Source organism: Halomonas sp. TH-94, assembly GCF_057473365.1.
Genome location: NZ_JBYCKL010000026.1, coordinates 14792 through 32111 on the forward strand (window position 1 = coordinate 14792; position 17320 = coordinate 32111).

General features: G+C 62.9%; 15 protein-coding genes. 2 read left to right on the plus strand and 13 right to left on the minus strand.

The features are described 5' to 3' along the window. Positions 1-2: 2 nt before the first annotated feature. From AC2VNO_RS04675 to AC2VNO_RS04700, 6 genes are all read right to left on the minus strand, one after another. On the minus strand, positions 3-1253 hold the full coding sequence (locus tag AC2VNO_RS04675; RefSeq protein WP_486933041.1) for a GspE/PulE family protein: 1251 nt from the start codon (positions 1251-1253) through the stop codon (positions 3-5). 164 nt (positions 1254-1417) lie between these two features. Then, a complete protein-coding gene (locus AC2VNO_RS04680) occupies positions 1418-1849 on the minus strand; it encodes a hypothetical protein (RefSeq protein WP_486933042.1) in 432 nt (143 codons plus the stop codon). Between the two features lie 162 nt (positions 1850-2011). Next, positions 2012-2476 (minus strand): DUF6586 family protein, encoded by a 465-nt coding sequence (locus tag AC2VNO_RS04685; RefSeq protein ID WP_486933043.1) that lies wholly within the window; start codon positions 2474-2476, stop codon positions 2012-2014. After that, positions 2473-5100: a type I DNA topoisomerase gene (gene topA / locus AC2VNO_RS04690; protein WP_486933044.1), complete on the minus strand. Its 2628-nt coding sequence runs from the start codon at positions 5098-5100 to the stop codon at positions 2473-2475. The genes AC2VNO_RS04685 and topA overlap by 4 nt, the downstream gene beginning before the upstream one ends. Positions 5101-5350: 250 nt before the next feature. Continuing rightward, positions 5351-7822 carry a DUF3141 domain-containing protein gene (locus AC2VNO_RS04695; protein WP_486933045.1) on the minus strand — a complete coding sequence of 824 codons (2472 nt, stop codon included), beginning with the start codon at positions 7820-7822 and terminating at the stop codon, positions 5351-5353. 141 nt (positions 7823-7963) lie between these two features. After that, entirely contained in the window at positions 7964-8977 is a 1014-nt protein-coding gene (locus AC2VNO_RS04700; protein WP_486933046.1) for an ATP-binding protein, read from the minus strand. A 51-nt stretch (positions 8978-9028) separates the two neighbouring features. Here AC2VNO_RS04700 and AC2VNO_RS04705 point away from each other — a divergent pair, with 51 nt between their 5' ends. Both AC2VNO_RS04705 and lipA read left to right on the plus strand, forming a co-directional pair. Continuing rightward, positions 9029-10024 (plus strand): LysR family transcriptional regulator, encoded by a 996-nt coding sequence (locus AC2VNO_RS04705; RefSeq protein ID WP_486933047.1) that lies wholly within the window; start codon positions 9029-9031, stop codon positions 10022-10024. A 171-nt stretch (positions 10025-10195) separates the two neighbouring features. Beyond that, positions 10196-11248 (plus strand): lipoyl synthase, encoded by a 1053-nt coding sequence (lipA, locus tag AC2VNO_RS04710; RefSeq protein ID WP_486933048.1) that lies wholly within the window; start codon positions 10196-10198, stop codon positions 11246-11248. 80 nt (positions 11249-11328) lie between these two features. Here the strand turns inward: lipA and lipB are convergent, their stop codons facing one another. The 7 genes from lipB to AC2VNO_RS04745 all read right to left on the minus strand — a co-directional run. Then, a complete protein-coding gene (gene lipB, locus AC2VNO_RS04715; protein ID WP_486933049.1) occupies positions 11329-12015 on the minus strand; it encodes a lipoyl(octanoyl) transferase LipB in 687 nt (228 codons plus the stop codon). After that, positions 12016-12330, minus strand: coding sequence for a YbeD family protein (locus AC2VNO_RS04720; RefSeq protein WP_228574487.1), 315 nt, complete (start codon positions 12328-12330; stop codon positions 12016-12018). 103 nt (positions 12331-12433) lie between these two features. After that, entirely contained in the window at positions 12434-13639 is a 1206-nt protein-coding gene (locus AC2VNO_RS04725) for a D-alanyl-D-alanine carboxypeptidase family protein (protein ID WP_486933050.1), read from the minus strand. Between the two features lie 42 nt (positions 13640-13681). Beyond that, positions 13682-14665, minus strand: a complete 984-nt coding sequence (locus tag AC2VNO_RS04730; RefSeq protein ID WP_486933051.1) for a septal ring lytic transglycosylase RlpA family protein — start codon at positions 14663-14665, stop codon at positions 13682-13684. Further along, positions 14662-15726 (minus strand): lytic murein transglycosylase B, encoded by a 1065-nt coding sequence (mltB, locus tag AC2VNO_RS04735; protein ID WP_486933052.1) that lies wholly within the window; start codon positions 15724-15726, stop codon positions 14662-14664. Before mltB ends, AC2VNO_RS04730 begins: the two co-directional genes overlap by 4 nt. Before the next feature lie 54 nt (positions 15727-15780). Then, positions 15781-16941, minus strand: a complete 1161-nt coding sequence (gene rodA / locus AC2VNO_RS04740) for a rod shape-determining protein RodA (RefSeq protein ID WP_486933053.1) — start codon at positions 16939-16941, stop codon at positions 15781-15783. 3 nt (positions 16942-16944) lie between these two features. Further along, on the minus strand, positions 16945-17320 hold a 376-nt coding region (locus AC2VNO_RS04745; protein WP_486933054.1), incomplete at its 5' end, for a penicillin-binding transpeptidase domain-containing protein.

Below are 17320 nucleotides of genomic sequence, written 5' to 3' on the forward strand. Positions count from 1 at the left end.
CGTCATGCCGACAGAATCGCCCCCATGCGGAGCACTTCGCTCAGGCTGGTGGTGCCCGACTCGACCTTGGCCAGGCCATCGGCCAGCATCGAAGACACGCCACGCTCGAGCAGATGGCGGCGTAGTTCGGGCTCATCGGCATGACGCAAGATGCGCGCGTGGTCCTCAGGCGTCAGCTGCCAGGTCTCGAACACGCCGATACGGCCCCGATAGCCCAAGCCATCGCACTCAGGACAGCCCTTGGCACTCCAGGTCAGCTCCGGAACGGCCACCCCGATGGCCTGCAGCCACTCGCGATCGAGACTCTCGAGTGGCACTTGCTCCCTGCAATGATGGCAGAGGCGGCGCACCAGCCGCTGGGCAACGACCAGCCCCAGGTTGGCGCTGATCTCGCTGTCCTCCAGACCCATTTGGCGCAGCGAGGTCACCACTCCCACCGCATCACGGCTATGTAATGTGCCCATCAGGGAGCGCCCGCTGCTGGTTACGCTGAGCGCGGCACGAGCCGACTCACGGTCGCGAATTTCCCCTATCAGGACATAGTCGGGGTCGAGTCGCAGCAGGGAGCGTGTGCCGCTGGCAAAGTCCAGCCCATGATCCATGTCCACCTGGATCTGGTTGATACCTTCGATACCGTACTCGACCGGATTTTCCAGAGTGACCACGTGGCTGTCCCCAAGCCGCAGCTGGCCGAGCAGTGTATAGAGCGTGGTGGTCTTGCCGGCGCCGGTCGGCCCAGCCACCAGCATCATGCTGCCCGTGGCGTCCATCCAACGTCTTATGCCCAGCATCCCTTCCTTACCTATCCCCAGCTCACTGATATCGTCAAAGGACTGGGGTGGAGAAAGGAATCTGACGGCCAGCTTTTCTCCTGCAACGCAATTGACTGCGGTCACCCGAAGGGACAGCGCATGCGTATTTTGCCTCTCCTCTCCCCTGGACCAGCTGAAGCTGCCTTCCGCCGTGACCAAGGAAGGTACCGGGTTGAGCTTCGCGAGCACCTTGAACTGATTGACGAGACGCGAGCCTTGCCCCTGATCGACACGCAAGGCTTCCACGATGCGGCCGTCGATTCGCAGCCGTATGCGGTAGGCGCCCGGCATGGGGTCCAGGTGTATGTCACTGGCTCTGTCGCGCAGCGCATCGTCGAGCAGCACATGAGCTTCCAGCATATTGCCATCCGGTGCCTGCTCGCTATCGAGCAGCTGCTGCAGCGCCGGCAACAAGCGGTGGCGATCGACTTCCTCGGGCACGGTCGACTCCTTTCTGATAGGCCGGGAAAGGCCCCTCATGGGGCCTGATGCAGACAGTCTAGTCCAGGTGTGCTTGCGCCTGGGGCACACAGACAAGCGCCCCGGCAGTGGTATCTGCCGGGGCGCTTGTCTGGCTGCTGGTTCAGGCCCGATGATCGCCAAGCTCAGGCGCGGTTACTCACGGTGAAGATGCTTTGCAACTTGTGTTTCTTACCGTAGATATGCACCGTGGTCTCGTCGAAAGGAAAACCATCGCGATACGGGCTGGCATTGTTGAACCTGGGTTTGTGAGCGTTGATCATTGCCGCCGTGAGTCGCTCACGGTTGGCATGTCCCACCAGGCCCACGGCATACCAGAGCTCCTCCCCTGGCTGCAGAAAGGCCTGCCACTTGTCGTGATCTTCGTGATGCTCGAGGCCGTAGCGTGCGCTGCGATGCTCACCGACATAGAGCAATTCCTGCACGTCCATCTCTTCGGTTTCCGGATCGCGTGCGGCACGGAAGACGCAAAAGAACCCCGATTCGTCAGGAGCGTCATGCAACTGCTCGCGAGTCCAGTAACCCAGAACCTTGGGAGAGAGTAGTTGTTCGGACATGTGGCCTCCTCGATCGGCTTACCGTCATTACCTGTCGTATGCGACACGGCTCTCTCGGCGGCATGTGCGATCGCCGCCAAGACACCACCTCATGACTTTCATGCTAGTCAAAGGCGCGGCACGCTGCTTGACATATATCAACGAAAGGCGATATGCCGCTCCCTACCACTCCTGGCTGGTCTCACGGAGCGCGGCAATTTCCCGCTTGGCCTCCTGCAGACAGGCCCTGAGCTCGTCGCTCAGCGCTGCACTGCTACCCACCGCTATCAGGCCCGGCGCGGCCGCCCTGCCCCGCCGCGCCACGCCGGAACTTTCGTGCAACGCCTCTATACGCTGCAGCAGCCAGGCAAGCCAGCTTTCCGGCCGCGACGCCAGTTCACGTAAGCGCTGCAGCTCGGCAATACCGACGCTCTCGCCCAGAAGAAGCTCACGCCAGTCATGTCGCGCCAGCCGGGCATGTTCGGTGACTTCTCGCAATAGCGACTCCAGCGCCAGCTCGAACAGGGCCAGTGCCGACTCTTCGACCGCCATGCGCCGGGCCTCGGCATGCTCGTCATCCCCAGGGGTAACGTCGAGGATCAGCTCGGCCTGATAGAGCAACTGGTTGGTACGGCCTCGCGGGGTCACTTGCGCTTGTCCTCCACTTGCCATCTGCCATTATCGTAGAACGCGCGCCACCCGCTCGCCTTGCCCTCGTCTTCGGTCATCACGAACTGCTCCTTGCTCTTGCGTGAATAGCGAATCTGGGCCGGGCGACCGTCCGGATCCTCACTCGGCGCATCGAGCAGGTAGCGGTACTTGTCGGGCAGCTCCTCACGATGGGCTTGGAGCTCACTGACCAGCGGTGGCCGGGTTTCACGGTTGCGCGGGAACTTGCTTGCCGCCAGGAAGAGACCGCTGGCACCATCACGCAGAACGTAGTGGTCTTCCACCTTCTGGCAGGCCAACTCCGGCATGGGAATGGGATCCATCTTGGGCGGCGCCGCCTCGCCGCTCTTCAGCAGCTTGCGGGTGTTCTTGCACGCCTCGTTGGTGCAACCGAAGTACTTGCCGAAGCGGCCCGACTTGAGCTGCATGTCGCTGCCGCACTTGTCGCATTCGATGGTCGGGCCTTCGTAGCCCTTGATGCGGAACTTTCCGCTTTCGATCTCGTAGCCGTCACAATCGGGGCTGTTGCCACAGATGTGCAGCTTGCGGTTCTCGTCGATCAGGTAGCTGTCCATGGCGGTGCCGCACTTCGCACAGCGATGCTTGGCACGCAGCGCCTGGGTCTCGGCCTCTTCGCCGGCATCGGCGGGCACCGCCTCGTCACCCGGCAGCAGATCGATGGTGGTCTTGCAGCGCTCTTTGGGCGGCAGGTTGTAGCCGGAGCAGCCCAGAAACACCCCGGTGGACGCCGTACGGATCTGCATCTTGCGGCCGCAGCTGGGGCAGTCGATATCGGTGGGCACCGGCTGATTGGGTCGCATGCCCGCCTCGCTCTCGGCGGCTTCCAGCTCCTGACGAAACTCGCCGTAGAAGGTATCGAGCAGTTCGCGCCAGTTGCGCTCCCCCTCGGCCACTTCATCGAGACTGTCCTCCATACGCGCCGTGAAGGAGTAGTCCATCAGGTCGGGAAAGGATTCCTTGAGTCGCTCGGTAACGATGTCACCCAGCTTCTCGGCATAAAAACGCCGGCTCTCGAGTTTGACGTAGCCTCGGTCCTGAATGGTGGAAATGATCGAAGCGTAGGTCGAGGGGCGTCCGATGCCGCGCTTTTCGAGCTCCTTCACCAGACTCGCTTCGGTATAGCGTGCCGGCGGCTTGGTAAAGTGCTGCTGCGGGTCGATCGCCTCGAGCTGCATCGGCGTGCCTTCGGCGAGATCGGGCAGCGCCTGATCCTCACTCTTGCCGGCAGGCTTCATCACACGAGTGTAACCGTCGAACTTGAGCACACGCCCTTTCGCCCGAAGCTCGTAGCCACCCGTTTCCACGGTGAGGGTACTGGAAAGATACTCGGCGGGGGTCATCTGACAGGCCACGAACTGGCGCCAGATCAGCTCGTAGAGCCGCTCGGCGTCGCGCTCCATGCCGGCCAGATCGGTCGCCTTGCGATTCACGTCCGAGGGGCGAATCGCCTCGTGGGCTTCCTGGGCGCCCTCCTTGCTCGAGTAACGGTTTGGCGCTTCCGGCAGGTAGCGCTTGCCGTAGGCCTGCTCGATATGCTCGCGCGCCATGGCCACCGCATCCTGAGACAGGTTGGTGGAATCGGTACGCATGTAGGTGATGTAGCCCGCCTCGTAGAGGCGCTGAGCCAGAATCATGGTCTTCTTCACCGAGAAGCCGAGCCGGCCGCTGGCGGCCTGCTGCAGCGTCGAGGTGATAAAGGGTGCGCCCGGCTTCGATCGCGTGGGCTTGTCTTCACGTCCGGTGATCGCCAACGAGGCCTGGCGCAGGTTCTCGATACGCTCGAGTGTCTCGGCTTCCGACGTGGGTCGGAAGGCCTTGCCATCCTGGCGTACCAGTTCGAAGCGTACCGGCTCGCCCGCACTGGAGACGAGGTCGGCGTGCACGTCCCAGAACTCTTCGGGAACGAAAGCACGGATCTCGCGCTCACGCTCGACGATCAGGCGAACCGCCACCGACTGCACGCGACCAGCGGAGAGCCCCCGGGCAATCTTGGCCCACAGCAGCGGCGACAGCATGAAACCCACGACACGGTCGAGGAATCGTCTTGCCTGCTGCGCCTCGACGCGGGGGATATTGAGTGTGCCGGGCTCCTTGAACGCCTCTTTGATGGCGTTCTTGGTGATCTCGTTGAACACCACACGGCGGTAGCGCGTATCGTCGCCGCCAATAGTCTCCTTGAGATGCCAGGCGATCGCTTCCCCCTCGCGATCGAGATCGGTCGCGAGATAGACCGTATCGGCCTTCTGGGCGAGCTTCTGAAGCTCGGACACGACCTTTTCCTTGCCAGGCAGAATCTCGTAGTGGGCCTTCCAGCCATGCTCAGGATCGATACCCATCCGGCGGATGAGCTGCTCCTTGGACTTGTGCTTCTTGTACTCGGCTTTTTCATCGGGCGACATCTTGCGCGTTGCCGCCGCCTGGCGAGCACGCTCCTTGGGATCGGAGGCCGTCTTGCCAGAGCCGCTGGTCGGCAGGTCACGAATATGACCCACGCTGGACTTCACGACGTACTCGCTGCCGAGGTATTTATTGATCGTCTTGGCCTTGGCCGGCGACTCGACGATGACCAATGACTTGCCCATAGTGCTCCACATTCTGCAAGGCGGGACATTCCCCCCGCCTGACGGTTTCGGCCCGCCTGTGCTCGGCGGACGCTCCGCGCGGGGTGAAAAATCCGCTTACCCTACCCCAGCAACCCGCTTCACGCCAGTTGCTTACGCATGCCGGCAGTAAAGCAGCAATTTCAACGTTGCATCAAGGGAAGGCAAAAGGAGCCGCGGCCCGGACGCAAGCGTGAGGGGCGGGGGTTACTGCAGCGGCGTTCAGACTCGCTCAGCGTTTACGCGTTTTCCGCGGCGCTTTTCCCTCGCTCTCCTTCTCAGGAGCAACGTTGGACTGGCTCTTGGATGCAGCATCCTTTTCGGCGGATCCGCTGGATGCCTTGGGGGCAGCGCTCTTGCCAGAAACCGCTTGTGCCTTGCTTGGGGCGGCCTTGGCTTCATCGGCCTTGAGCATTTTCTTCACTTCATCTCTTGCAGCAAGCTCAGCCCTGGCGCCAGCCGCCACTTCGTCATGCAGCGCCACCAGCGCCTGACGCTGCTCGGCCGGATCGACCCTTTCCAACGCCTGATCGAAGAGCCGCTCGACATGCTCGTAACGATTGCGAGCGTGCTCGGACAGCTCTCCGCTGGCCGCCAACACGTGCTCGATATGCTTCAGCGAAGCGCGAATCGCGTCGGGACGTTCCTTGACCAGCAGCTGAGGGATCGCCGCCAACGCCGCTTCACGGTCTTGCTTGAGAATGAAGAACTGCTCGCGCACCAGATGCTTGAAGTCCGAGAGCGTGCTGCCCGGCTCCAATTCGGCACGTGAAGCACGCAGACGCTTGAAGTTACGCTCATCGGTCGTGGGTGAACCGCCCAGCACATAGATCACCGAGCGCATCACGGCTTCATGGATGCCACCCTCGGCCACGCGATTGCGCAGCTCATCCTGACGGCGCTCGATGAAACGCCGATGCTCCGGCTCGCTGCCGGGCTGCCGGCGATGCACGTGGGCATCGCCGCCCAGTCCCACCATGGCCTGCAACAGAGGCTGGCCATAAACCGTCAGGAAGGTGTGTTCGATACTCTGGTCGCGAAGCTCGCGCCAGGTGTCGAGCCCATGCGAGATCTGCCTGGAGCAAGCGCTTTCCAGCGATCGCAGCAGATTGTTTTCGTCCACCGGGTGGCGCTCACGACGCACCCAATCGGCCAGTACCGGCAGCGGCACCGACAGCGGGTTGCGATCGGAGAGCAGCTTGTAGCCCAGGCGAATGGGATGCATGCGACGCATGAGGCGAGCCGCCTCGGGAGTAATGGTCGCCCGGATCCATGGCTGCACGAACAACCGATACAGGCCTAGATTGATTTCCGAGATGCGCGCCACGGTGGCGAAACGCGTGTCATCCTCGACCCGGTGCTTGAGAACATCCCGATTGAGCTCATCGATGGAACGCGCCGTGAACTCGAGCAGATAATCGCGCTCGATCAGCTCGGCATCGTCGCGCTCCTTGGCACTGGTCACCGTGGTCTCGTAGAGCCCCGGTGGCAGCACGTCGATATAGTCGATGTTCGCCGTGAATTCGGTATGCTCCTTTCGCGACACGCTGCCCGACACGAAGATGCCGAGGTGGCCGGTGGTATCGTGCACGCAATAGACGATGGTCTGCTCGCTGGCGATGATATCGTCGACCCCGCCGAAGAGATCGCGCACCCAGCCCAGCGCCTGCGGCGGCGGCGTGATGTCGTCGCCCTGGGAGCAGAACACGACCACCGGCGAACGCACATTACGAAGGTCGATCCGCCGACCGTCGGACGTCACCAGCTGGGCCGTGGAGAGACGATTGCCGATGAAGAGATTATCGACGATGTACTGGATCTCCTCGCCACCCAGCACCACGTGCCCACCCCACCAACGCTCGAAATTGAGATAGCGCTCGGCTTCGCTATCGACGTTGGCATAAAGGCGATACTGCTTGTCCCACCAGGTATTGGCAGGATTCAGGCGCTCGAAGTTCTGTACCAGCAGGGCACCGTCGAACAGGCCATCGCCCAAATCGCTGGCCATGGTGGTCATCCAGCTGCCGCCCACCATGCCTCCGGTATAGCGCATGGGAGCCTTGCCACGCTCCCCGGCCCAGTAGGAGAGCGGCGCACCGGCGATCAGAATCGGGCCGAAGCAGTCGGGCTCGAGCGAGGCTGCCATCATGATCTGCCAGCCTGCCTGACAGTTGCCCACCACCATGGGCTTCTCGCTGGTGTCGGGGTGGCTTTCGATCACGCGACGCAGGAAGGCAATTTCGGCTTCCACCACGTCCTCGACGGTCTGGCCTGGCACGGGGTAAGGCAGAAAACCGATGAAGTAGCAGGGGTGGCCGGCGCGCAGAGCGACACCGATCTCACTATCGGGCTTGAAACCGCCAATGCCGGGACCATGCCCGGCACGGGGGTCCACCACCACGAAAGGGCGGGACTCGGGATCGACCTCGACCCCCGGTGGGGGAAGGATCCGCATCAGCTCATAGTTCACCGGCCGCGGTAGTTCCCGGCCGTCCATCACCACTTCGGCATCGAAGCCGAGCACGTTGGGCTTGGTCTTCTCGATATGTTCGAGATACTGGTTGCCACGCTCGCGCATCACGTCCATGTAAAGCACACTGCGCTCGACGGCATCACGCCAGTAGTCGAAAGCGGCACGGCCAAAACCGAAAGGATCAAGTAATTTGAGCGCCTCGGTGGGCGGTGTCGGCATCAGTGAGTTCATGTTCGACTCCAGTTTTCCCGCAACGACCTTGTCGCCATCGGGAGGAGAAAATTTGCTGCGCTGCAACAAGCATAGTACTCCCTGCGCCGGGAGGACGCAGCCGTTTTGTCGATTTTTTGTGAACCATCGCTTTACATTGGCTCAGTTCTCGGCGGAACTTGCCGCCCCCGGGGTCTTGTCTCCGTACCACTCAGCCAGTGCCCGGCTCTCCCGACGCCCGGCCTCGGCGCCATCGCGACCCCAGACCAGCAGACGCACTCGAGCATCAGGCCCCACCATGGCAGGGCGGTCGAGCCTCACGCCCGGACCACCTCCCAGTTGCCCTCTGGCGGGAGCGAGCAAGTGCCAGCGCGCCTGACCCGGCCGGCCCGGCCCATGGCCCATGTGCCCCACCCGAGGACGTCGAAGCCGCTCGCCCATCACCAGACGAATCTGCTCAACTGCCAGGTCTAGGCCGCTCAAGACCTCGGCCAGTCCTTCATAGCCGGTCAGCCCCGGGCGCATGGAAACGAAGCCCAGACGATTGTCGGCCAGCGTGAAACTCAATGTCGCCAGACCGACCAGCCCCATCGCACGCGTCCCCTGCACGGCCAGTTGCCCCAGATAGGCGCGCTGCTCGGGAGTCAATCGTTCGCTCGGTGCCATGGCAAAATCGTCGAGCAGCCATTCGTGCTCCACCAGGGCCAGGGCTTGACCGCGACTATCCGCCAGCACCGGCAGATGCAGCCGAGGCACGTGCGGTGAAGGCTCACCCAGCGGCAACCCCGCCTCACGCATCAATTGGCGCGATGCATCGTCATCGCACATGGCGGCAATCAGCGGTTCACGCGGGCCGATGAAAACGAGCCCTGCGCGATCGCAGGCGTCAGCCAGGCGCCTCTGCTGCTGCGGCGTCGCTTCGCCTGGATGCAAGGCATCGCATCCCAGCCGCTGGGCATGAGCCACCAAGGCATCGCCCTGCTCGCCGCCGCCATGCCAGGCCAGATCGAGCTCCGTACAGGCCTGGCCGGCACGCAGCGCGGCAAGCCCACTCCCCGCCACCATGACGCAGCGCAAGCGCGCCTGGCGCCTACTTTCGCTATCTGGGCTGTACATCGCTCCAAGCTCGCTGTTGAGAGTTGCCGGCATGACCGTCACCACCGGCAGTGATAGCATGAGAAGGGTTCTTCACCGGGCCATTCCTGAGCCCATCAAGCGGACCGATCGATGACTACGCCAAGGCTGTTGAATCGCCTTACCTTTCGCCAGCTGCAGGTCTTCCAGGCCGTGCACCGACAGCAGTCCTACTCGCGGGCCGCCGAACAGCTGGGCCTGACACAGCCGGCGGTCAGTGCACAGGTACGCCAACTCGAGCAGGCACTGGGCCAACCGCTGTTCAAATACACCGGCAAGACCCTGCACGTCCTACCGGCGGCCGATGCCCTGGCAGCCTCGACCCAGGCCATCTTCGGCCAGGTGTCGCGGCTGCAGATGACGCTTTCGGACCTGGATGGCACGATCTCCGGCGAGCTAAATCTGGCTGCCGTGTCCACAGCGCAATACGTGGTCCCGCATCTGATTGCACGCTTCCGGGCCCACTATCCCAATATCCAGGTGCGGCTTCAGGTATGCAACCGTAGTCAGGCACTAGAACGACTGGCGGCTCGCAGCGATGACCTCGTGATCATGGCCATGGTGCCGGAAGACGATGACAACCTCGTGTTCATGCCGTTCCTTGAAAACGAGTTGATCCCCATCGTCTGGCCGGGCCATCCGCTGCTCGAGGCGCCCTCTCCCACTCTGGAAGATCTGGCCCGCCATTATCTGCTGATGCGCGAGTCGGGCTCCGGGGTGCGCACTGCCTTCGAGCAGCTGGCTGCCGAGCAGGATGTGGCGCTTCAGCATACCATGGAGCTGGGAACCAACGAGGCGATCAAACAGGGTGTGATGGCCCATCTTGGCGTTGCCGTCCTGCCGCGACTGGCGGTACGCCTGGAGCTCCGCGCGGGCCTGTTGGCCGAACTGGAACTGCCGGGCTTTCCCCTGCGTCGCTCCTGGTGCACGGTCTATCCCAGGGATCGCTTCCCCACTCCGGTGACCGAACTGTTCCTGCGCTTCGTCCGCGAGCGTCTGGGTGACATAGCGACACACTTCAAGGCACCGCTGCGACCGATCCCCGATCACGGCGTAGTGTGCCTCCCGTTCGCGCCCGACAGGGCTTGAACCGTGCAACCAAGTCGCAGCTCGAGTGCCAGTCAAGCGCGAATATGATAGATTGCGCACCTGCGACCAACGTATCGAATTCTGCCATGCGTCGGGGTGCCACCCTGATACGGTCACGGCACGCCGACCGTCATGGCGAGGGCAGCCGCCGAGTGGAGGGGCTCACACCCTATGAGCGACAACACCCCAAAACGCGTGCCGAGCGGCGCGAAGTTCCGCACCGAGCATGGCTTCGCCGCCATCAAGGATGGCATCAAGCAGCGCAGTCAGGTCGAAGAACGCCCCGAGCCGGGCCGCAAGCCCCAGTGGCTGCGGGCTCAGATACCCGGCGGCGGCCGCTTCGAGGCCGTGAAGCGTAACGTCAAGGAGCACCGTCTCAGCACCGTGTGCGCCGAGTCCCACTGCCCCAACATGGGTGAATGCTGGAGCAACGGCACGGCCACCATCATGCTGATGGGGTCCGTGTGTACGCGTGCCTGCCGCTTCTGCGCGGTCGACACCGGCAACCCGGGCGGCTGGCTGGACAGCGAGGAGCCGTCCAATACCGCCAAATCGGTGGAGCTGATGGGGCTGCGCTACGTGGTGCTCACCTCGGTGGACAGAGACGATCTGGCCGATGGTGGCGCAACGCACTATGCCGAATGCATCAAGGCGATCAAAGCGAATACACCGGCAGTGGTGGTGGAAGCACTGACCCCCGATTTCGACGGCGACCCAACCGCCATAGAGCGGGTAGTGGACTCAGGCCTCGAAGTCTTCGCTCAGAACGTCGAGACCGTCGAACGTCTGACCCATTATGTGCGCGACCCGCGCGCCGGTTACCGCAAGACGCTCGATGTGCTGGCCCACGCCAAGCGACACCGCCCCGACGTGCTGACCAAGACCAGCCTGATGCTGGGCCTGGGCGAGACGGACGAGGAAATTCTTCAGACCTTCGACGACCTGCGTGCGATCCATGTCGATATCGTCACCCTGGGCCAGTACCTGCGCCCGACGCGCAACCACCTGCCGGTGGAGCGCTGGGTCACACCCGACGAATTCGAGCGTTATCGCCGCCTGGGGCTGGAAAAGGGATTCATGGAAGTCGCTTCCGGCCCCCTGGTGCGCTCCAGCTATCGTGCCGACCGGGTATTCGAGAAGAACAATCTCGGACTCGCCGCCCCCGCTGTCGTCCCAGGGCAGGAGCCCGACCCCAACCGCATCCAGGTCATCGATGTCGGGTGAAGGCGCCCTGACGTAAAAGGCGACTTCTCGAGTCGCCTTTTTCATGGGTGCTGTAGCTGCCGTAGCGGCAGGTCTCATGGTCAGGGCTGGCTTGCCGGCTCGAGGTTGGCCGGCTCGCCACCGAGCCGCAGCTCCCTACCAAGCTCCATGGCAAGGCACCGAGCCATATCTAAACCGACCCGCTCTACCGAGGGCGGGGCAGTAACGAGATCGGCAATACGTGTCATGGCCATGCCGGCATAGCCGCAGGGGTTGATACGCTGGAACGGGGCAAGGTCGACATCGACATTGAGAGCGACTCCGTGATAGCTCGCGCCACGCCGGATGCGCAGCCCCAGCGAGGCGATCTTGGCTTCACCGACGTAGACCCCGGGCGCATCGGCGCGTGCCCGTGCCTCGACCCCATACTCGGCAAGAACGGCGATGACGGCATTCTCGAGTGCCGTCACGAGGTCGCGAACGCCGAGGCGTGCTCGGCGCACGTCGAGCAGTGGGTACAGCACCACCTGGCCCGGCCCATGATAGGTCACCTGCCCACCACGATCCGTTTGTACCACAGGAATATCGCCAGGCATCAGCAGGTGTTCGGGTTTGCCGGCCTGCCCTTGGGTGAAGACCGGCTCGTGCTCCACCAGCCACAGCTGATCAGGCGTGCTTTCGTCACGACTATCGGTGAGCTCGCGCATGGTCTGCCACACCGGAAGATAGGGGCGTCGCCCCAAGCTCAGAAGAGCGATGGGTGCAACGCCGCTGGCGCTTGTCGCCATTTACACCACCATGTGGACGCGCCCGGTGGCCTTCAGATCGTCGAACAGTGCCTTGATCTGCGCCTCGCCGGTCGCGCGAAGGGTCAGCCGAACGGAGAGGAATCGCGCCGTACGGCTCTCGATCACTTCGATGCGGGTGGCATCGAAGCTGGCGTCGTGGCGCAGCACCACCTGGCAGACGGTGGCGGTGAAATCCTCGGCAGCATCACCCACCACCTTGATGGGGTAGTCGCAGGGAAAGGTTATCGTCGGCGCCGCCGCCGATGGGCTCGTCGCCGACATCCGGCGCAGGTCGCGAAGTTTATCGTCTGACATGGCTCTCTCTGGACCGAAGCTCTCGATGGCAATATCCGAGTATTTTACTCAACTTTCAACCTGCGACCAAGACCGGTCAAACGGCGGTTCGAGAGCCGCCGAGCTAGAACCAGCCCCCCAGCAGATTGCTGAAGAAACGTCGAACCTGATCGAACAGCCGCTTGAACAGTCCGCCCTCTTCGATCGATTCGAGGGCCACCAGCGGATGCTCGCCCACCACTTCCTCGCCGAGACGTACTTCGAGGGTTCCGACACGGTCGCCGAGACTGACAGGGGCGGTGAGATCCTGACGAATGTCCAGCCGTGCGCTGAGTTCTTCGTTGCGCGCCCGCGGCAGTGTCATGGCCACGTCGCGATCCACGCCGACCCGCAGCTCGTTGCTGTCACCCCCCCAGATACGCGGCGAGTTCAGAACGGCTCCTTGATCGTAGAGCTTCAGCGTTTCGTAGTAGCGGAACCCGTAGCTGAGCAGCTTCTGGGTTTCCTGCGCTCGCGACTCCTCGGAATTGGTACCCATCACCACCGAAATCAAGCGCATGTCATCACGCTTGGCCGAGGCCACCAGGCCATAGCCCGCCTCGGTGGTCCAGCCGGTCTTGAGCCCATCGACCGTGGCGTCACGCCACAGCAGCCGGTTACGGTTGGGCTGGCGAATGTCGTTGTAAGTGAAGTACTTTTCGGCGTAGACCGCGTAGTGCTCGGGATAGTCGTTGATGATGTACTGAGACAGCAAGGCCATGTCTCGCGCCGAGGAGTACTGCTCGGGATGCGGCAGACCGGTGGCGTTGGCGAAACTGGTATTGTGCAGACCCAGGCGAGTGGCGTGCTGGTTCATGAGGTCGGCGAACGGTGCCTCGCCACCGGCCAGATGCTCGGCCACGGCCACGCTGGCGTCGTTACCCGACGAGATGATGATGCCGTAGAGCAGGTCGCGAATCGTCACCTCGGTGTTGACCTCGATGAACATCTTGGACCCACCGGTACGCCAGGCGTTTTCGCTGACACGGACCGTGTCGTCAAGATTGATGTTGCCACGATCCAGCTCGCGCTCCACCAGATAGGCAGTCATCAGCTTGGTCAGGCTTGCCGGTGGGAGACGTTCATCGGCGTTGTGCTCCACCAGCACCCTGCCGCTATCCGCATCCATCAATATCCACGATTTCGCCGCGATCTGAGGCGGCGCAGGAATCATCGTCTGTGGCGTTGGTATGGCCTGAGCCAGCGCCTGGGAGGTTAACAGCAGCAGGCCGAACAGCATTAGGGACAATAGCCGCGGGCGGAAACGGAGGGACTGCACTCGCATGGGCATGAATCTCATCATTGCGTCGAGAATAACAAGGGAAGGCGCCGTTCAATCGGCGCCGTTGACGATAAAGGCCTGTTCGAAGCCGGCGCGCCTCAGCTCATCGCGGACGGGCTCGACTTGCCCGGCATGCGCAAGGGGTCCGACCTGCACCCGATACATACCGGTGTTATCCGCCACCCGCACGGGGTGGGACAGCTCGCTTTCGAGGCGTGTCTTCAACGCCTGAGCATTATCGGCAGACCCCAGAGCCGCTATCTGCAGATAGATCGGTGCCCCGCCACCGGCGTCGCTGCGAGCGTCGCTTGTTGCGGCGACCTCGGCGCGTGGCGTTGCGGCAGCGGCCTGCACGGGTGCACCGCCGTTGCGCGAATTATCGGCCGCCGGTTGGACAGCGGCGGCAGTCGAGCGGTTCGCCTGATTGCCGCCGTTTTCCGCCAGCCACACCACGGGATCGATCGCTTCGACCTTCACTCGGCCGGTGCCACGATCGAGGATGTCCAGCCTGGCAGCAGCGGCATAGGAGAGATCGATCTCTCGGTCGTTGTGAAAGGGTCCGCGATCGTTGACCCGAACGATGACCGAACGCCCGTTCTCAAGACTCGTGACCCGTGCATAGGTAGGCAGCGGCAGCGAGCGATGGGCCGCCGTCATCTCGAACATGTCGTAGATTTCGCCATTGGAAGTGGCGTAGCCATGAAACTTCTCACCATACCAGGATGCGGTTCCCTGGCGCGCATAGCCGCGAGCGTCGGGCAGTACGTTGTAGGTTTTCCCCCAGACTTCATAGACGGGTCGATTGCCCCCGCGCGAAGGGGCCTCGACGCGCGGCACGGCGTCAGGGATTTGGCTTACATCGGGCGGATTCTCCGGGTAGGCGTCGCTGTTCAAGGCGTAGCGTCCACCGCTTGCAGCAGGCGCCGGTGCAGGCTGTCGCGCACCACTCTCTCTCTGAGCCGTGGTGTTCGACCCGCTACCTGCACAGCCGGCCAGCAGTGTCGTCACCGCCAGCATCGCCCAAAGCGCTCTCATGTCTCATCCCCCTGTTGGGCAGCCGGCTCGTCCGTCAACGGCATGAGTTCACGCAAGGCGGCGATCTCCTCTGCCAATTCCGTCACGGCCATGGCATAGAGGTGGCTGTGATTGTAACGGGTGATGACATAAAAATTGTCGAGACCCAGCCGGAAGCGCCAGGACGACTCGTCGGTCTCCAGCGCCAGCGGAATGACGCGCTGCCCGCTGTCGAGTTCGACCTCAGATACGATTCCCGCCTGCGCCAGCTCGTCTAATTCGACATAGGGCCGCTGAGTCCGGTTGAAATCGATGTCGGAAGGTGGCCCATCGTCGGGCCCTTGAGCGTCATGATAAATGGGCTGATCGGCGAGCCAGCCATGCTCGGCGAAGTAGTTGCCCACGCTCCCGATGGCATCGACCGGGTTGGTCCACAGGTCGCGCAGCCCATCGCCGTCGAAATCGACGGCATAGGCACGGTAGCTGGTGGGAATGAACTGGGGGTAACCCATGGCACCGGCATAGGAGCCCTTCAAGCTACCGGGATCCACATCCTGCTCATGAGCGATTTCGAGAAAGGCTGCAAGTTCGCCACGAAAGAAGTTACCGCGAACGGGGTGGTGGAAGGCCAACGTCGGGAGCGAGTCGATCACGCGGTGGCGACCGGTGAAACGCCCATAGCTGGTTTCGACCCCGATGATGGCGGCGATGATTTCGGGTGGCACGCCGTACTCGGCCTGGGCCCGCAGGAAGGCGTCTTCATGCGCCTCGATGAAATCGACTCCACGCGCAATGCGTTCAGGCTGCAGGAAGATCTCGCGGTACTCGTCCCAACGCAAGCGACGCTCTGCCGCCCCCTCCATGGCGTCGAGCACGCCCTGCTGGAAAACGGCCTGCTCCAAGGCGCCTTCCAGCCAATCGCGTTCGATCCCGCGCTCGACAAGCTCGTTCATCAGTTGCCTGGCACCCTCATGCTCCGCAGGGCTGAAATCCGCCGCCTGGATCGACGGTGCCAGCAATCCCAGGACCGTTGCCGTCACGGCAGCGACCCCAGTTCCTTTCCACTTACACGCAGGCGTCATGCTTGTGCCACTCCCTGACCGGGGCCTAGTCGCTTGAACCCACGCTGCCGCCAGCTAGCGCGGCAGCAGGCGACGGTGCCCATGAATCGACATGAGAATACCGAATCCCGCCAGCAAGGTCACGCTGGAGGTGCCCCCGTAGCTCACCAGCGGAAGCGGCACCCCGACCACGGGCAGAATGCCGCTGACCATGCCCACGTTGACGAAGACATAAATGAAAAATGTCAGGATGATGCTCCCTCCCAGGAGCCGGCCGAAGGTATCGTGCGCTGCCGAGGCCAGCCACAGCCCACGGATCACGATCAGCAGGTAAAGCAGCAGGATGAGCAGCATGCCGACCAGGCCGAACTCTTCGCCCAGTACCGCCACGATGAAATCGGTATGGCGCTCCGGCAGGAATTCCAGCTGCGACTGCGTGCCCTGGAGCCAGCCCTTGCCCCACAGCCCACCGCTGCCGATGGCAGTGGTCGATTGAATGATGTTCCAGCCGGCACCAAGCGGGTCGCTCTCGGGATTGAGAAAGGTGAGCACCCTTTGACGCTGGTAGTTGTGCAGGTTGGCCCATAGCAGTGGCAGTGCCGATGCAACCGCTATGCCCAGCAGGGCGATGAAGCGCCAGGAGAGGCCGGCCAGGAGCACCACGAAGACGCCTGCGCAGGCAACCAGCAGCGAGGTACCCAGGTCCGGCTGTTTGGCGATCAGCATGACCGGCAGGCCGAGCAACACGGCGCATACCACCAGCTCCTTCCAGCGCGGCGGCAGCTGTCGCCGGCTCAGCCAGGCAGCCAGCATCAACGGCATGGCCAGCTTCATAAGCTCGGATGGCTGGAAGCGAATGACGCCGGGTATGACCAACCAGCGCTGGGCGCCCATGCCTACGTCTCCCACCAACTCGACCGCGATGAGCATCAGCAAGCCGACGCCATACAGCAATGGCGCCCAACGCATCAGGGTAACCGGCTGCAGCTGTGCCAGCACCAGCATCACCAGGAACGCGACCACGAAGCGAGAGCCTTGCGCCATGACCACGTCGACACGCTGACCGCTGGCACTATAAAGCACCCCCAGCCCGACGATCAGCAGGACCAGCAGCAGCAGCAGCAGCCAGGGGTCGAGATGGGTACGCTCCCAAAGGCTTTTGCGCCGCGAAATACCGCTTTCCGGCGCTCTTACCGGTCGGGCACGCAATCCTTTCGTCAAAAGGCTCAACGCCATCGCTCAGTTCCCCGCCACGGTGCTGTTGTCGTTCTCCATCGCCTCGCGAATTTCGTCGGCATCGGGAGCCTCCTCTTCCAGCAGCCAGGCATCGCTCATGGCCCGTGCCAGGTGAGCGGCGTGGGTGCTGCCACCACCGGCATTTTCCACGATCACGGCCACGGCTATCTGCGGATCCTCCAGCGGAGCGAACGCCATGAACAGCGCGTGGTCGCGCAGTCGTTCTGCCAGTTCTTCCGCGTTGTAGCGCTGATCCTGCCCAAGCGAGAACACCTGCGCCGTGCCGGACTTGCCGGCCATGCGATACTGCAAGCCCACGCCGGTTCGCCGCGCCGTGCCTTCATGACCGGTCAGCACCTTTTCCATGCCGGAGAAGACC

Coding starts and splice junctions, on each gene's coding strand:
- AC2VNO_RS04720 (WP_228574487.1), bottom strand. CDS start 12,330: ATGTCAGACGATAAACTTCGCGACCTGCGCCGGATGTCGGCGACGAGC.
- rodA (WP_486933053.1), bottom strand. CDS start 16,941: ATGGCGTTGAGCCTTTTGACGAAAGGATTGCGTGCCCGACCGGTAAGA.
- topA (WP_486933044.1), bottom strand. CDS start 5,100: ATGGGCAAGTCATTGGTCATCGTCGAGTCGCCGGCCAAGGCCAAGACG.
- lipA (WP_486933048.1), top strand. CDS start 10,196: ATGAGCGACAACACCCCAAAACGCGTGCCGAGCGGCGCGAAGTTCCGC.
- AC2VNO_RS04705 (WP_486933047.1), top strand. CDS start 9,029: ATGACTACGCCAAGGCTGTTGAATCGCCTTACCTTTCGCCAGCTGCAG.
- mltB (WP_486933052.1), bottom strand. CDS start 15,726: ATGACGCCTGCGTGTAAGTGGAAAGGAACTGGGGTCGCTGCCGTGACG.
- AC2VNO_RS04700 (WP_486933046.1), bottom strand. CDS start 8,977: ATGCTATCACTGCCGGTGGTGACGGTCATGCCGGCAACTCTCAACAGC.
- AC2VNO_RS04725 (WP_486933050.1), bottom strand. CDS start 13,639: ATGCCCATGCGAGTGCAGTCCCTCCGTTTCCGCCCGCGGCTATTGTCC.
- AC2VNO_RS04695 (WP_486933045.1), bottom strand. CDS start 7,822: ATGAACTCACTGATGCCGACACCGCCCACCGAGGCGCTCAAATTACTT.
- lipB (WP_486933049.1), bottom strand. CDS start 12,015: ATGGCGACAAGCGCCAGCGGCGTTGCACCCATCGCTCTTCTGAGCTTG.
- AC2VNO_RS04730 (WP_486933051.1), bottom strand. CDS start 14,665: ATGAGAGCGCTTTGGGCGATGCTGGCGGTGACGACACTGCTGGCCGGC.
- AC2VNO_RS04680 (WP_486933042.1), bottom strand. CDS start 1,849: ATGTCCGAACAACTACTCTCTCCCAAGGTTCTGGGTTACTGGACTCGC.